The following is a 14,595-nucleotide window of genomic DNA, read 5'->3' as shown; positions in this document are numbered from 1 at the left end:
GGCGGGGGGCGCCCCGCGCTCCCCTCCCCCCCCCCCCCGGCCGCTTTTTCGCGTCCCACCTGGGAAAACGCGACGGCCGGGTACCTCCCCAGGTACCCGGCCGTCGTGCCGTCCGCCGCACCCCCGTCCCCACGGGGTCATATCCGCCGGTCCGCCCGGCCCGGGCCGCTCTCCCGGGCACGATGGGCTTTTCAGTGCCCCAGCAGTCCGGCCACGGACGACGCTTGAGTGACGACGGCGTCCCAGCCGCCGAAGACGACGGCGAGGAGCACCGCCAGCGGCAGCACCATGGCCGCCGCGATCAGCGGATGCCGGTGGGCCGTGCGCCCCGCGTCGTCCGCCACCGCCCCGCTCCTTTTCATCCGTCTCATCCGTCGTAGGGAGCGGCGGGTACCTGACCTCGGGGGACGAGTATGCGTACCCGCCGCTTGCCTTCCAATCTAGGCGCGGCGACCGGGCCGGTCGTCATGCCCTCGTACCCCTTGGGCGTTCTACGGGAGGATGAGGCCGGGCGGCATGGGCTACTCCCAGGGGTGGAGAACAATGGCCCCGGACCCCGGGTCTTCCCCCAGGGGGCGCCCCCGGGTGACTTCCCTCACTTCCCGCCCGTCCCGGTGGGGCGCCCGTACGGCCCTCCGCCCGGCCCCTTCCCTCGTCGCGTCATACGTTCGGGTCATGCCCCGGGCGGGCGGCCTCCGACCCGCCGGGCCGCCGCGGACCGCGTCAATCCCCTTCTCCGTACGGGATCTTGGGGGGCCGTCCCGGGGCCGTGGCCGGGCGCCCCGGGCCCCGGGGACGGCCCGCGCTCCCCTCCCCCGGCACCGCCAATCCACTCGCCGACGCATGCGCGGCCTCTGAGCGCGACCGTCCGTCAATCCGTAAGCTGTGGCTCGTCAGAGGCCGGGCAGCTAAGTGGGGCAGCCCCACCGGAGGTAGGGGACGAAGATGACGATGATGCGGCTCCGGCGCGAGGACCCGCGAGTCGTCGGCTCGTTCCGGCTGCACCGGCGGCTCGGCGCGGGCGGCATGGGCGTGGTCTACCTGGGCTCGGACCGGCGCGGCCAGCGGGTGGCGCTGAAGGTGATCCGGCCGGATCTGGCGGAGGACCAGGAGTTCCGCTCCCGCTTCGCCCGGGAGGTCTCCGCCGCGCGGCGGATCCGCGGCGGCTGTACGGCGCGGCTGGTGGCCGCCGACCTGGAGGCGGACCGCCCGTGGTTCGCCACGCAGTACGTGCCCGGGCCCTCGCTGCACGACAAGGTGAACGAGGAAGGGCCCCTGTCGGCGGCTCAGACCGCCTCCATCGGGGCCGCGTTGGCCGAGGGCCTGCTCGCGGTGCACGACGCGGGGGTGGTCCACCGCGACCTCAAGCCCTCCAACATCCTGCTCTCCCCCAAGGGCCCCCGCATCATCGACTTCGGCATCGCCTGGGCGACCGGGGCCTCCACCCTCACCCATGTGGGCACGGCGGTGGGCTCGCCCGGCTTCCTGGCGCCGGAGCAGGTGCGCGGGGCGGCCGTGACCCCCGCGACGGACGTCTTCGCGCTGGGCGCCACGCTCGCCTACGCCTGCACGGCGGACTCTCCGTTCGGGCAGGGCAGTTCGGAGGTGATGCTCTATCGCGTGGTCCACGAGGAACCACAGCTCATGGGCGTCCCCGACGCGCTGGCCCCGCTGATCCACGCATGCCTGGCCAAGGACCCGGAGGAACGGCCCAGCACCCTTCAGCTGTCGCTGCGGCTCAAGGAGATCGCGGCTCGCGAGGCGCACGGCATCGCCGAGGGCCGGCCGCCGGCCCCCCGCCGTGAGCCGGACCGGCCGTCGGTGCGCAGCGCCGCGCAGTACGAACGGCAGCGCACCGAGCGCCGCCCGGGCGGCGCGCCCACACCGCGCCCGCAGCGGCCGCACGCCCCCGAGCGCCCGGCCGAGGGGGTACGGGCGCCGGAGCGGCGGCCCGCGCCGCAGCGGCCCAAGGCCGGCCGGCAGACCCGGCCCGGGGCCCGTACGGGCGCGGGCGCCCGGCGTCCGGGCCCGGACCGCAAGCTGCTGCGGCAGCGGCTGATCGTGTTCGTGGTGGTGACGCTGCTGGTCGCGCTGGGGATCGCGGCGGCCCAGGGCTGTCAGGGCCCGGCGCGCTCGCTGGGCGGGGTGCCCTCGGCGCCGGTGGCGCCGGTGCCGACGCCGGTGGCCTCCACCGGGGCGGACGGGCCCACCGGCCCCACCGCGGCTGTCAGTCCTGGGGTCGCCCGCTCGTGACCGCGTAGAAGGCCACGGCGGCGGCCGCTCCGACGTTGAGCGAGTCCACGCCGTGGGCCATGGGGATGCGCACCCACTCGTCGGAGGCCCGCAGGGCGCGGTCGGACAGGCCGTCACCCTCCGCGCCGAGCATCAGCGCGACCCGCTCCAGGCGGTGCGGGGCCGCGTCGTCCATCGAGGTGGCCCGCTCGGCCGGGGTGAGGGCCAGGATCCGGAAGCCCGCCTCGCGGACGGTCTCCAGATCGCGGGGCCAGGACTCGAGGCGCGCGTAGGGCACGGAGAAGACCGCGCCCATGGACACCTTCACCGAGCGCCGGTAGAGCGGGTCGGCGCAGTCGGGCGAGAGCAGCACCGCGTCCATGCCGAGGGCGGCCGCGCTGCGGAAGATCGCACCGATGTTGGTGTGGTCGTTGATCCGCTCCATCACCACGACGCGCCGCGCGGTGCGCAGCAGTTCCCCCGCCTCCGGCAGCGGCTTGCGCTCCATCGAGGCGAGCGCGCCGCGGTGCACGTGATAGCCCGTCACCCGTTCGGCCAGCTCGGGGGTGACGACGTAGACGGGGGCGGGGCTCTCGTCGATGACGTCGCGCATCACCTCGACCCACTTGGCCGTCAGCAGCATCGACCGCATCGCGTAGCCGGCCTGGCCCGCGCGCCGGATGACCTTCTCGCCCTCGGCGATGAAGAGCCCCTCGGCGGGCTCGCGGCGGCGGCGCAGCTCGACGTCGGTCAGGCCGGTGTAGTCGGTGAGGCGCGGGTCGTCGGGGTCTTCGATGGTGATGATGTCGGCCATGGGGCGCCGCCTTGTCGTGCTCGTGGTGCCGGTGGTGGTGTGCTCGCGGAGGGGGCCGGTCAGTCGCCGGTGCGCGGGCCGACCGTGACGACGTCGCCGATCACGATGACGGCCGGGGGACGTATGCCCTCGGCCCGGACCCGCTCGCACACGGTCGCCAGGGTGGCGTCCAGGCGGCGCTGGGCGGCCGTGGTGCCCTCCTGGATGACCGCGACGGGCGTGCCGGCCGGTCGCCCGTGACGGACGAGCGTCTCGGAGATCGCGCCGATGTTCTCGACGGCCATCAGCAGGACGAGGGTGCCGCGCAGCCGCGCCAGCGCCGCCCAGTCGGCCAGCGAACGGGGGTCGTCGGGGGCGACATGACCGCTGGCCACGGTGAACTCATGGGCGACCGCGCGGTGGGTGACGGGGATTCCGGCGACGCCGGGCACGCTGATGGAGCTGGAGATGCCGGGGACGACGGTGCAGGGGATGCCGTGCTCCGCCAGGGCCTGGACCTCCTCCATGCCGCGCCCGAAGACGAAGGGGTCGCCGCCCTTGAGCCGGACGACCGCCTTGCCTGCCTTGGCGTGCTCGACGAGGGCGGCGTTGATGGCCTCCTGGGCCATGGCCCGCCCGTAGGGGATCTTGGCCGCGTCGATGACCTCGACGTGCGGGGGCAGCTCGGCGAGGAGGTCACGGGGGCCGAGGCGGTCGGCGATGACGACGTCGGCCTCGGCGAGCAGCCGGCGGCCGCGCACGGTGATCAGGTCGGGGTCGCCGGGGCCGCCGCCGACGAGGGCGACACTGCCGCCGCCCGCGGCGCGGGCCCGGTAGTGCGGCGCTGCCAGCGAACCGTCGCGCAGGCCCTCCACGATGGCGTCCCGCACGGCGGCGGAACGACGTGGGTCCTGCCCGGTGAGCACGGCGACGGTGACGCCCTCGCTGCGGCCCGTGGCGGGCGTCCAGGCGGTGGCGGCGTCCGCGTCGTCGCTGCGCACGGCCCAGACGCGGCGGGCCTCGGCCTCGGCGGAGGCCGCCTCGTTGGCGGCGGGGTCGTCGGTGGAGATCAGGGCGTACCAGGCGCCGTCCAGGTCGCCGTCCCGGTAGCGGCGGCGCTCCCAGCGCAGTTCACCGGCGTCGGCCATGGCCTCGACGGATGCGGTGGCGGACGGGGAGACGAGCAGGACGTCCGCCCCCGCGGCTATCAGAGCGGGCAACCGGCGCTGGGCGACCTGACCGCCACCGAGAACGACCACACGGCGACCGGCAAGACGCAGTCCGACGGGGTAAGCGGCTTGCTCGGTCCGGGCCATGGCAGGTCTCCTCGTACGAAAGCGCTGGTGGGGACACCTTACGGGGTATGCGGTTGTGGGCGATCGTTCCGCAGGGCCGGGGGCACCTCCCAGCGGTAGCCGGGGGAGGGTGGGCACAACCGGAACGCCGGCGCGCACCGGATTCGGGCCGCCCCGGTGCGGGGCGGCCCGAGCCGTCAACTCTTCTCGCTGACCCCGGCCGTATCGAACGTGGCCACCTCGTGCATCGCCCGCGCCGCACTCTGCACGATCGGCAGCGCCAGCAACGCGCCCGTGCCCTCGCCGAGCCGCAGGTCGAGGTCGACGAGCGGCCGCAGGCCGAGCTTGGTGAGCGCGGCGACATGGCCGGGCTCCGCGCTGCGGTGACCGGCGATGCAGGCGGCGAGCGCCTCCGGGGCGATGGCCCGCGCGACGAGGGCCGCGGCCCCCGCGCTCACGCCGTCCAGGATCACGGGCGTCCGCAGCGAGGCGCCGCCCAGGATCAGGCCGACCATCGCGGCGTGCTCCAGGCCGCCGACGGCGGCGAGGACGCCGATCGGGTCCTTGGGGTCCGGCTTGTGGAGCTCCAGGGCCCGGCGCACCACGTCGATCTTGCGGGCGTGCATCTCGTCGTTGATGCCCGTGCCGCGCCCGGTGATCTCGGCCGGGTCCGCGCCGGTGTAGACGGAGATCAGGGCGGCCGACACCGTGGTGTTGGCGATGCCCATCTCACCTGTGAGCAGCGCCTTGTTCCCGGCGGTGACCAGGTCGCGGGCGGTCTCGATGCCCACTTCGAGGGCGCGCATCGCCTCGTCGCGGGTCATCGCGGGGCCGGTGGTGAAGTCGTTCGTACCGGGCCGGATCTTGCGCGGCAGCAGGCCGGGGGTGCTGGGCAGCTCGCCCGCGACGCCCACGTCCACGACGCAGACCTCGGCACCGACCTGGTTGGCGAAGGCGTTGCACACGGCACCGCCGCCCAGGAAGTTGGCCACCATCTGCGAGGTGACCTCCTGGGGCCAGGCCGTGACGCCCTGGTTGTGCACCCCGTGGTCACCCGCGAAGATCGCGACGGCCGCGGGCTCCGGGATCGGCGGCGGGCACTTGCGGGACAGCCCGCACAACTGCGCGGAGATGATCTCCAGCATGCCGAGCGCGCCGGACGGCTTGGTCATCCGCTTCTGGCGCTCCCACGCCTCGCCGAGCGCCTTGGCGTCCAGCGGGCGGATGCCGCGCAGGGTCTCGGCGAGGAGGTCGTGCGGATCCTCGCCGGGCAGCGCCCGGCGCCCGTACTCCTCCTCGTGGACCACCCACGACAGCGGCCGCCGCTTGGACCAGCCCGCCTGCATCAGCTCGGGCTCCTCCGGGAACTCGTCGACGTAGCCGACGCACAGGTAGGCGACGACCTCAAGGTGTTCGGGCAGTCCGAGGGCGCGGACCATCTCGCGCTCGTCGAAGAAGCTGACCCAGCCGACGCCGAGGCCCTCGGCACGGGCGGCGAGCCACAGGTTCTCCACGGCGAGCGCGGAGGAGTACGGCGCCATCTGGGGCTGGGTGTGCCGGCCCAGGGTGTGGCGGCCGCCCCGGGTGGGGTCGGCGGTGACGACGATGTTGACGGGCGTGTCGAGGATCGCCTCGATCTTCAGTTCCTTGAACTGCTTGGCCCGCGCCTTCGGCAACGACTTCGCGTACGCCTCGCGCTGCCGGGAGACCAGTTCGTGCATCGTCTTGCGGGTCTCCGCGGAGCGGATGACGACGAAGTCCCAGGGCTGCGAGTGCCCCACGCTGGGCGCGGTGTGCGCGGCCTCGAGGACGCGCAGCAGCACCTCGTGCGGGACGGGGTCGGTCCGGAAGCCCTTACGGATGTCGCGGCGCTCGCGCATCACGCGATGCACGGCGGCGCGCTCGGCGTCGGCGTAGCCGTCGGCGGGCTCGCCTGCGGCGGGCTCGGGGGTGACGGTGGCGGCGTCCGGCTGCGCGGGGTCGCCTGCGGCGGGCTGCTCGCCCGCCGTGGCGGGGGCGGGCACGAACGCGGTGCCGTCGGGGGCAGGCTGCTCGCCGTTGGCGGCGGGTGCCTGCGGCGCGGCGGCGTGGGTCAGGGCGGCCTCGGCCGGCGCGGGTGCGGTGCCATCGGCGACGGCGGCAGCGTCGGGCTGCTCGCCACCGGGGGCAGGGGCGGCCGCCTGCGGCGCGGCGGCATCGGCCTGCGCGGGCGCGGCACCGTCGACGACGATGGCGGCGTCGGACTGCTCACCGCCGGTGGCAGGGACAGTCACCACGACGGCCGCCTGCGGCGCGGCGGCACCGGATGCGGCGTCAGCCGACTGCGGGGCGTCGGCGACGACGGCCCCGGCCTGCGCGGATACGGCGCCGGCAGCGGCATCGGGCTGCTCGCCGCCGGGGGCAGGGACGTTCGCCGCGACGGAGTCCTGCGGCGCGGCGGCATCGGCCACGGCAGCCTCGGTCGGCGCGGGTGCGCTGCCGTAGGCGACGACGGCGGCATCGGGCTGCTCGCCACCGGGGGCAGGGACGTTCGCCGCGACGGGCGCCTGCGGAGCACCGGCGACGTCGACCCCGTCCTGCACGGGTGCACTGCCGTCGACTGCACTGCCGTCGACGACGACGGCAGCGTCGGACTGCTCGCCACCGGGAGCGGGGACAGTCACCACGACGGGCGCCTGCGGAGCACCGGCGACGTCGACCCCGCCCTGCGCGGGCGTGGTGCCGTCGGCGACGACAGCGGGGGCGGCCGGTGATGCGGCGTCCCCGGTCGTGGGCGCACCGCCGTCGGCGGCGTCGGACTGCCCGGCTTCGGCAGTGGTCCCGTCCGCCGCCACAGAAGCCGCGACCTGCGGTGCCGCGACCTCAGCCGTCGAGGCGTCGGCCGCCTGCGCGGGCGCACCGCTGTCGGCGGCGACCTGCGAGGTCGCGCCCTCCGCAGGCGCACCGCCGTCGGCAGCGGCCCCCTCCGTCGCCACGGCGGGCGCGGCCTGCGGTGCCGCGCCTTCGGTCACAGAGGCGTCAGCCGCCTGCGCGGATGCGTGGCTGCCGGCGTCGGCGGTGGCGACAGCGCCGGACTGCGCCGGAAAGGACTGTCCGTCAGCGACGGCAACAGGCTGTGCCGGCACGGAGTGCCCACCGTCGGTGGTGGCGGCAGTCTGCGACGCCGCGCTCTCAGCCGCAGCCGCACTACCGTCGGCGGCGGAGCCGGCCTGCGATGCCGCGCCCTCGGTCGCAGGGGCGTCGGCCACCTGCTCGGCCTGGGGCGCGTTGCCGTCGACGACGGCAACGGCATGCGCCGGGACGGACTGCACAGCCGCCTCCGGGGCGAAGACGGCGTCGATCACGGCCTGCGGGATGGGGGCGTCGAGGAACGCCATGACGCCCATGCCCCGCACCCCGGCGGGTACGCCCGGGGCGGGTGCGGTCTGCTGGGCCTCGGCGGCCGCCGGAACGGCGGCCGGGGCCTGCTGTACGGGGTCCGGAAGGGCCTCGGACGACGCGACCTCGTCACCCGGCACACCCTCGGCGACCGGCTCGACGGTCTGGGCCGCCTCGGCCGCAGTCGCCTCCGCGACGCCCTCGCCCACCTGCTCAGCCGCAGGGATCTGCTCCGGCACGGTGTCTTCGGCGGCGGACGGTACGTCACCCGGCACGGCCGAGGCGGACTCGTCCACTCCACCGGCGACCGGCTCGACGGCCGAATCGGCGGCCGGAACGACCCCGGCCGTCGCCTCGGTCAACGGCGCGTCAACGGGCGCGGCCACAGCCGGCTCGGCGGCGTCAGCCGACGGCACGTCACCCGGCGCGACCGCATCAGCGGAAGCGTGCTCGGGCGCGACGCCCGTGGCTACCGCGCCGGCGGCGGCAGCCACAGCCGGACCCTCCGCCGACGGCGCATCGTCCTGCGCGACAGGCGCGCCCGCATCGGCGGGCATATGTTCGGGCGCGACGGCGTCAGCCACAACCGCGCCGGTCGCGACCGGCGCGTCCCCGGCAGCGGGCGCATGCTCCGCCGCGAGGCCACCGGCCATCGGCCCAGCGGCGTCAGCCGGAACCGCACCGGCCACACCCTCGGCAGACGGCGCGTCACTCGGCACGGCCGGCGCGCCCGCGGCAGCCGCAACCACACCGGCGTCAACCGGCACGGCCTCAGCCGAAGCCGCCTCGGCGGCGGCATCCATCAGGGCCACCCCACCCACCGGCGTACCCCCCGGCGGCGTCGTCGCCACCCGGTCTACGAGGGCCTGGGCCGCGCCGGGGGCGACCGTCATGACGGGTGCGGGCTCGGAAACACGCGGGGCGGGTACGGCGGATGTGGGCGGCTGGGGCGTGGCGGCCGAGGCGCCGTCAGGAGCCGTCGCCGGGCCGCCGGCGCCTATGTCGTGGGCGGCCGGGACCGCGTCGGCCGTGTGCTGCGGCGGCACGAAGGCCACCGGCGGAACGTCCGCCGGCGCGGCCTCCGCCAGTGGAAGGTCCGCCGGAGCGACGTCCAGGTACTCGACGCCGCCGACCGGCGGGGCCGGCGGGCGGGCCGGGGAGCCGACGGGCTGCTGCGGGGCGGCGGGGCCGCGGTCGGCGAGGGAGCGGACGACGCCGCTGTTGGGCTCCGGGACGGGCGGGCCCAGGTGGAGCGGGCGGCGCGGCGGCGTGGGCGCGGTGGCCTGCGCCGGGGCGCGCACGCTCGTGTAGTCGAGGGAGCCGGTGTCACGGCCACCCGTCTCGTGCGTACCACCAGGGGCGGCGGGCTGCTCGCTCCAGGCGCCCTGGGCACCCGGCATCAGCAGCAGGTCGTCCTCGTCCGCGGCGTCGTGGTCGAGGTAGGCGTAGGCGGTGGGGTCTCCGGGGTCGGCAGGGGCCGTGCCATCCGCGGGAAGCGGGTGGCCGGGCAGTGCGCCTGCGTTCTCCGGCTGTCCCTCGTCCGGGAACCGGCCGGTGTCGGTCATGCGTACCCCTCGCCCATCGGTAGTGCTCCTTCCAACCGCTCACGCCCACGAAGAAGAACGAGCGCGTGTACGTCGCGGCACGTTGTGTACCGTCCGGTGCCACCCTGCCCTGCACGCGCCAAGCGGGGGGTGCGTTCGGAGCATTGACGGCTGTGGTGTCGGACACCGAGGCGATCGAGGCGACCGAGGCGGCTGCACAACGATCCGCCAGCCTACCCTCCGCACGGTCGCCCGTTCTCAAGGGTGCGTACGACGGCCACTCAGAAGGAAGGCTACGGCGCGCTCCCGCTCCGTCCAGGCGCTTGTGTCCAACTCCACTGCTTGGAGCAGCGTGCACTCCACGGCGTATCCGCCCTCCGCGAGCGCCCTCCCGATGGCCTCGGCGTCGTCGCGGGTGGCGGCGTGGGCGACGATGCGCTCGGGGCGGCGGTCCGCGCAGGCGGCCACGACGGGGGCTCCCCCGCCGCCGACCCGGACGACGTCGGGTTCCGGCAGGTCCTCCAGGACCTGCGGGGCGAGGCCCTGGACGACCTGGAGCTGGACGCCGTAGCGCCGGGCGACGGTGGTGGTGCGGCGGCAGGCCGCGGGGTCGCGGTCGACTGCGATGACGGCGGCGCCGAAGCGGGCGGCCTCGACGGCCGCCGCGCCGCTGCCGCAGCCGATGTCCCAGACGAGGTCGCCCACGCGCGGGCCGAGCCGTGCCAGTTGGGCGGCGCGCAGCTCGGTGGACTCCCCCTCGCCGAGCCCGAGCCCGAGCCCGTCACCGGAGGCGTCCGTGCCACCACCGGCGGCGTCGGCGCCCGTCGCGTAGGCGTCCGCCGGCAGCGCCCAGCCCCGCAGGGCCGGCGGATAGCCGGCGTCGCGGCCGGCGATCCAGCCGCCGCGGCCGGTGGGAGCGCCGAGGCCGCCGATGACGATGACGACGTTCGGGTCGCGCCAGCTGTGGTCCGCGGCCCGGTCGGAGGTGACGACGGTGACCTGTTCGCGCTCGGTGCCCAGTTCCTCGCAGATGACGAAGGTGCGGTGGACGGGGCCGAGGAGGAGGGCGAGCTCGGCGGGGCCGGCGCCGGGCGATGTGAGGACGGCGACCTTGGGGTGGGCGCGGCAGACGTTGACGGCGCGCCGGAGGTCGCGGCTGTGGGCGACGACGACCTGGGCGTCGTCCCAGGGCATGCCGGCCCGGGCGAAGGCGGTGGCGACGGAGGAGACGGCGGGCACGACCTCGACCTCCAGGCCGTGTTCGGGGGCGCGCAGGGTGCGGACGACGCCGAAGAAGCCGGGGTCGCCGTCGGCGAGGACGACGGCGGAGCCGCGGTGCCGGGCGATGCGACGGGCGGCGAGGTCGACGCTGCCGAGGCGGACGCGCTCGGCGTCGGCGGGCACCTCGGGCAGGTCCAGGTGGTGGGCGGCTCCGGCGACCAGGGTGGCGGCCCCGAGGGCGGAGCGGGCCGCGGCCGTCAGCGGTGAGCCGTCCCACCCGATCACCGTGACCCGGTCGGCCATCGTCGTCAGTCTCCTGGGGTTTGTCGGGTTCGGGCCGCGGGGCGGGTCGCGGGGTGGGTGCCCGTAAACGGGCAGGGTGAGCGTACCCCGGACGGGTACCCGTCCGGGCGCGGTGGCGGGGGTGCTCAGCGCCAGTCGTGGAGCGCGGAGGCGTAGCCCCCGGCGGAGGTGTAGTCGTATCCGCCGCCCGCCCGGGGGTCCTGGAGCTCGTCGAGGTCCTCGGGGAGGAGGCTCCAGATGAGGAGGTCCGTCCGGGACTCGGTCCAGCCGGCGCCGCCCTCGGTGCGGCTGCGCGCTATCCAGGCGCTGCGCAGGACGCCCTCGCTGACGCAGCCGGCCTTCTGGGCGACCTGCTGGGCGGCGGTGTTGTCGGCGGCGGTGCGCATCTCCAGGCGTTCGAATTTCTGGTCGCGGAAGAGCCATTCGGCGGCGGCGAGCACGGCTTCGCAGGCGTAGCCCTCGCCCCGGGCCCAGGGCGCGGTGACATAGGCGACCTCGGCGGTGAGGGTGCGCCAGTCGGTGTTGCGGAGGTGGAGGGTGCCCACGAGTCGCTGGGTGAGGAACTCGGCGACCGCAAAGACGATTCCGCGCCCGGAGAGGCGTTCCGAGGGGGCCCGGCGCAGCGCCCAGTCGCGGGCGTCGGCGGTGGTGTAGGGGTAGGGGGCCGAGGTCCAGGCGGTGACGAGTTCGTCGTTCATCATCTCGGCGAGCGGGGGGATGTCCCCGGCCTCGAACGGGCGCAGCACCAGCCGGTCCGTACTGATGGAGATGTCCGGAAAGGTGGAAGTCATGCGCTGCTCCAACGCCGCGGCGGGTGGGCTCGGGTGGTACGGGGCGGGCCCGGGTGCACCAGCATGCAGCATGTGATGGCGGGTGCGCCAAGCGCCAGGCCCCGCGCACGGGGGATCGTGTGCGCGGGGCCTGTGTCCGTACGGATGGCCGAGGTTACAAGGTGTCAGCTCGCGACGGGACCGAAGGCGGGGATCACGGCGCCGTTGCTGAACTTCTGCTCGATGAACTTCTTTACCTCGTCGGAGTTGAGGAGCTTGGCGAGCTTCTCGATCCGGGGGTCCTTCTCGTTGCCCTTCTTGACCGCCAGGAAGTTGGCGTAGGGGTTGCCCTCCGCCTTCTCCAGGGCGATGGAGTCCTTGGCGGGGCTGAGCTTGGCGCTGATGGCGAAGTTGCCGTTGATCACCGCGGCGTCGACGTCGTCGAGGCGGGAGGGGATCTGGGCGGCCTCCAGCTCGGTGAACTTCACGCCCTTGTCGTCCGCGACGTCGGAGAGCTTGGCGGCGGCGCCGACGCCGTCCTTCAGCTTGATGACGCCGTTGTCGGCGAGCAGCTTCAGGGCTCGTCCCTCGTTGGTGGCGTCGTTGGGGACGGCGATGGTGGAGCCGGAGCCGAGGTCGGCGACCTTCTTGCCCTTCTTGGAGTAGAGGCCGAGCGGCTCGATCTCGACGTTGACGACGGGCACGATGTCCGTCTTGTTCTTCTTGTTGAAGTCGTCGAGGTAGGGCTTGTGCTGGAAGAAGTTCGCGTCGACCTCGCCGTTCTGGGTGGCGGTGTTGGGGAGGACGTAGTCGTTGAACTCCTTCACCTCCAGCTTCAGGCCGGCCTTGGCCGCGAGGTTGTCGCGGACGAAGTTGAGGATGTCGCCGTGCGGGGTGGGGCTGGCGGCGACGACGAGCTTGGCGGCCGGGTCGGCGTCCTTCCCCTTCTTGGAGCTGCCGGAGGAGGAGGTGTCGGACGGCGCGCTGCAGGCACTCAGGCCGAGGGTCAGGGCGGCGGCGGCCGCGAGGGCGGCGGTGAGCTTGACGGTGGTACGCACGAAGAGTGCCTTCCTTGCTTGGTGTTTCTCGGGTGCCCCCGGTGCTGACGCCCGGCAAAGGGTCCGGGCTCCGGGGAGTCTTGGGGGGTGGTGCGGGTCAGACCGCCTTGTCCAGGACGGCCTCGGGCTCCGCGACGCCCGTGGCCGGGGTCGTGGCGGCCGCGGCGGCGGGCTCGCGCCGGGCGGGCAGGAGGCGGCGGAGGCCGACGGGGGCCGCCTGGCGGCCGCCGCGCGAGGCGAGGCGGCGTACGGCGAGGTCGCCGGTGAGCTGGACGACGGTCACGATGGCGATCAGCAGCAGGATGGTGATGTTCATCAGCGCGTCCTCGCGCCGCTGGTAGCCGTAGGTGATGGCGAGGTTGCCGAGACCGCCGCCGCCGACCGCGCCCGCCATGGCGGAGTAGCCGATGAGGGTGATGACGGTGGTGGTCAGGCCCGCGAGGAGGGAGGGCAGGGCCTGCGGGAGGAGCACCTTGAAGACGATCGTCCCGGTGCCGCCGCCCATCGACTGCACGGCTTCGACCAGCCCGTGGTCGACCTCGCGGACGGCGGTCTCCACCAGCCGGGCGAAGAAGGGGATCGCCCCGATGGCGAGCGCCACCACGGCCGCGCTGGGGCCGATGGAGGTGCCGACCACCATCCGGCTGAAGGGGATCAGCCAGACGATGAGAATGATGAACGGCAGCGAGCGGCCCAGGTTGAGGATCGCCCCGAGGACCTTGTTGACCGCGACGTTCTGGAGGAGGCCCCCGCGGTCGGTCAGGACGATCAGCAGGCCCAGCGGCAGGCCGCCGATGACGGCGTAGACGGTGGACCACCACACCATGAAGAGCGTGTCGAGACACGCGTCGCGCAGCAGTGGCTGCATCTCGGCCCAGGTCACTTGGCACCTTCCTTAAGGAGCGAGTCGGCAGGCGCCGGAGTCGTCACATCGGCCACGTCGACCTGGAGGCCCTGCTCGCGCAGGAAGCCGATCGGGACGACGTTCTCCTCGAACCGGCCGGGCAGCTCGATGCGCATCCGGCCGATCTGCTTGCCGCAGACGGTGTCCATCGCGGCGCCCAGGATCGAGATGTCGATGTTGTACGTACGGGACAGCTGGGAGATCACGGGCTGGGTCGCGGCGTCGCCGTGGAAGGTGACGTCCACGACGGTGCGGTCCGGGCCGGAGGGCTCGCCGCCGACGGGGAACAGCTCGGCGGCCAGCTCGGAGCCGGGGGTGGCGAGCAGTTCGGAGACGGTGCCGGACTCCACGACGCGGCCGCCCTTCATCAGGGCCGCGGAGTCGCAGATGGTCTTGACGACGTCCATCTCGTGGGTGATCAGCAGGACGGTCAGGCCGAGCTGCTGGTTGAGGTCGCGCAGCAGCTGGAGGATGGAGCGGGTGGTCTCCGGGTCGAGCGCGGAGGTCGACTCGTCGGAGAGCAGCACCTTGGGGTCGCCGGCCAGGGCGCGGGCGATGCCCACGCGCTGCTTCTGGCCGCCGGAGAGCTGGCCGGGGTAGGCCTTGGCCTTGTCGGCGAGGCCGACGAGGTCCAGCAGCTCCAGGGCCTTGCGCTCGCGCTCCTTGCCGGAGACTCCGAGGATCTCGAGCGGCAGCTCGACATTGGCCTGCACGGTCCGTGAGGAGAGCAGGTTGAAGTGCTGGAAGACCATGCCGATGCGGCTGCGTGCCTTGCGCAGCTCGGCGCCGGCCCGCTGGCCCCGCCCGGCGAGGGCGGTGAGGTCCTGGCCGGCGACGGTGACCGTGCCGGAGGTGGGGCGCTCCAGGAGGTTGACGCAGCGGATGAGGGTCGACTTGCCGGCGCCGCTCTGGCCGATGACGCCGTACACCTCGCCCTCACGGACGTGGAGGTCGACGCCGTCGAGGGCGGTGACCTCGCGGCCGCGCGAGCGGTAGACCTTTGTCAGGCCCTTAGTGGTGATCACAGGGGTTTCCGTCACTGTCGAGTGCGCGACGTGATGGCGCCGGCACGGGAATTCATTGCGGAACGCGGCATC

Annotated in this window: 10 protein-coding genes; 1 reads left to right on the top strand and 9 read right to left on the bottom strand. The window is 74.5% G+C overall.

Going from position 1 to position 14,595, the window contains the following annotated elements; all coding sequences use genetic code 11:
* Positions 1-191: 191 nt before the first annotated feature.
* On the bottom strand, positions 192-371 hold the full coding sequence (locus tag AB0E98_RS28710) for a hypothetical protein (protein WP_361708119.1): 180 nt from the start codon (positions 369-371) through the stop codon (positions 192-194).
* A 574-nt stretch (positions 372-945) separates the two neighbouring features.
* Between AB0E98_RS28710 and AB0E98_RS28705 the strand changes: the two genes are divergently transcribed.
* Positions 946-2,253, top strand: a complete 1,308-nt coding sequence (locus tag AB0E98_RS28705) for a protein kinase (protein ID WP_361708117.1) — start codon at positions 946-948, stop codon at positions 2,251-2,253.
* Here the strand turns inward: AB0E98_RS28705 and AB0E98_RS28700 are convergent.
* The 8 genes from AB0E98_RS28700 to AB0E98_RS28665 form a co-directional block, all read right to left on the bottom strand.
* On the bottom strand, positions 2,228-3,046 hold the full coding sequence (locus AB0E98_RS28700) for an RNA methyltransferase (protein WP_361708114.1): 819 nt from the start codon (positions 3,044-3,046) through the stop codon (positions 2,228-2,230). The genes AB0E98_RS28705 and AB0E98_RS28700 overlap by 26 nt on opposite strands.
* Positions 3,047-3,105: 59 nt before the next feature.
* Positions 3,106-4,341 carry a uroporphyrinogen-III C-methyltransferase gene (gene cobA, locus AB0E98_RS28695; RefSeq protein WP_361708111.1) on the bottom strand — a complete coding sequence of 412 codons (1,236 nt, stop codon included), beginning with the start codon at positions 4,339-4,341 and terminating at the stop codon, positions 3,106-3,108.
* A gap of 176 nt (positions 4,342-4,517) precedes the next feature.
* On the bottom strand, positions 4,518-9,263 hold the full coding sequence (gene cobT, locus AB0E98_RS28690) for a nicotinate-nucleotide--dimethylbenzimidazole phosphoribosyltransferase (RefSeq protein WP_361708108.1): 4,746 nt from the start codon (positions 9,261-9,263) through the stop codon (positions 4,518-4,520).
* Between the two features lie 237 nt (positions 9,264-9,500).
* Positions 9,501-10,766: a precorrin-6y C5,15-methyltransferase (decarboxylating) subunit CbiE gene (gene cbiE / locus AB0E98_RS28685; RefSeq protein ID WP_361708106.1), complete on the bottom strand. Its 1,266-nt coding sequence runs from the start codon at positions 10,764-10,766 to the stop codon at positions 9,501-9,503.
* A gap of 125 nt (positions 10,767-10,891) precedes the next feature.
* Positions 10,892-11,557 (bottom strand): GNAT family N-acetyltransferase, encoded by a 666-nt coding sequence (locus tag AB0E98_RS28680; protein ID WP_361708103.1) that lies wholly within the window; start codon positions 11,555-11,557, stop codon positions 10,892-10,894.
* A gap of 164 nt (positions 11,558-11,721) precedes the next feature.
* A complete protein-coding gene (locus AB0E98_RS28675) occupies positions 11,722-12,594 on the bottom strand; it encodes a MetQ/NlpA family ABC transporter substrate-binding protein (RefSeq protein ID WP_311610325.1) in 873 nt (290 codons plus the stop codon).
* Between the two features lie 97 nt (positions 12,595-12,691).
* A complete protein-coding gene (locus tag AB0E98_RS28670; RefSeq protein WP_311610323.1) occupies positions 12,692-13,477 on the bottom strand; it encodes a methionine ABC transporter permease in 786 nt (261 codons plus the stop codon).
* Positions 13,474-14,523 (bottom strand): ATP-binding cassette domain-containing protein, encoded by a 1,050-nt coding sequence (locus tag AB0E98_RS28665; RefSeq protein WP_361708100.1) that lies wholly within the window; start codon positions 14,521-14,523, stop codon positions 13,474-13,476. Before AB0E98_RS28665 ends, AB0E98_RS28670 begins: the two co-directional genes overlap by 4 nt.
* Positions 14,524-14,595: the final 72 nt, after the last annotated feature.

Source organism: Streptomyces sp. NPDC037389, assembly GCF_040636475.1.
In the GTDB taxonomy this organism is placed as follows: Bacteria; Actinomycetota; Actinomycetes; order Streptomycetales; family Streptomycetaceae; genus Streptomyces; species Streptomyces hesseae.
This window is presented reverse-complemented; position numbering and strand designations above follow the sequence as displayed.

Bases quoted from the DNA above. Each gene is read 5' to 3' on its own strand.
- AB0E98_RS28710 (WP_361708119.1), bottom strand. From the start codon at position 371: ATGAGACGGATGAAAAGGAGCGGGGCGGTGGCGGACGACGCGGGGCGC.
- cobT (WP_361708108.1), bottom strand. From the start codon at position 9,263: ATGACCGACACCGGCCGGTTCCCGGACGAGGGACAGCCGGAGAACGCA.
- cobA (WP_361708111.1), bottom strand. From the start codon at position 4,341: ATGGCCCGGACCGAGCAAGCCGCTTACCCCGTCGGACTGCGTCTTGCC.
- AB0E98_RS28705 (WP_361708117.1), top strand. From the start codon at position 946: ATGACGATGATGCGGCTCCGGCGCGAGGACCCGCGAGTCGTCGGCTCG.
- AB0E98_RS28680 (WP_361708103.1), bottom strand. From the start codon at position 11,557: ATGACTTCCACCTTTCCGGACATCTCCATCAGTACGGACCGGCTGGTG.
- cbiE (WP_361708106.1), bottom strand. From the start codon at position 10,766: ATGGCCGACCGGGTCACGGTGATCGGGTGGGACGGCTCACCGCTGACG.
- AB0E98_RS28700 (WP_361708114.1), bottom strand. From the start codon at position 3,046: ATGGCCGACATCATCACCATCGAAGACCCCGACGACCCGCGCCTCACC.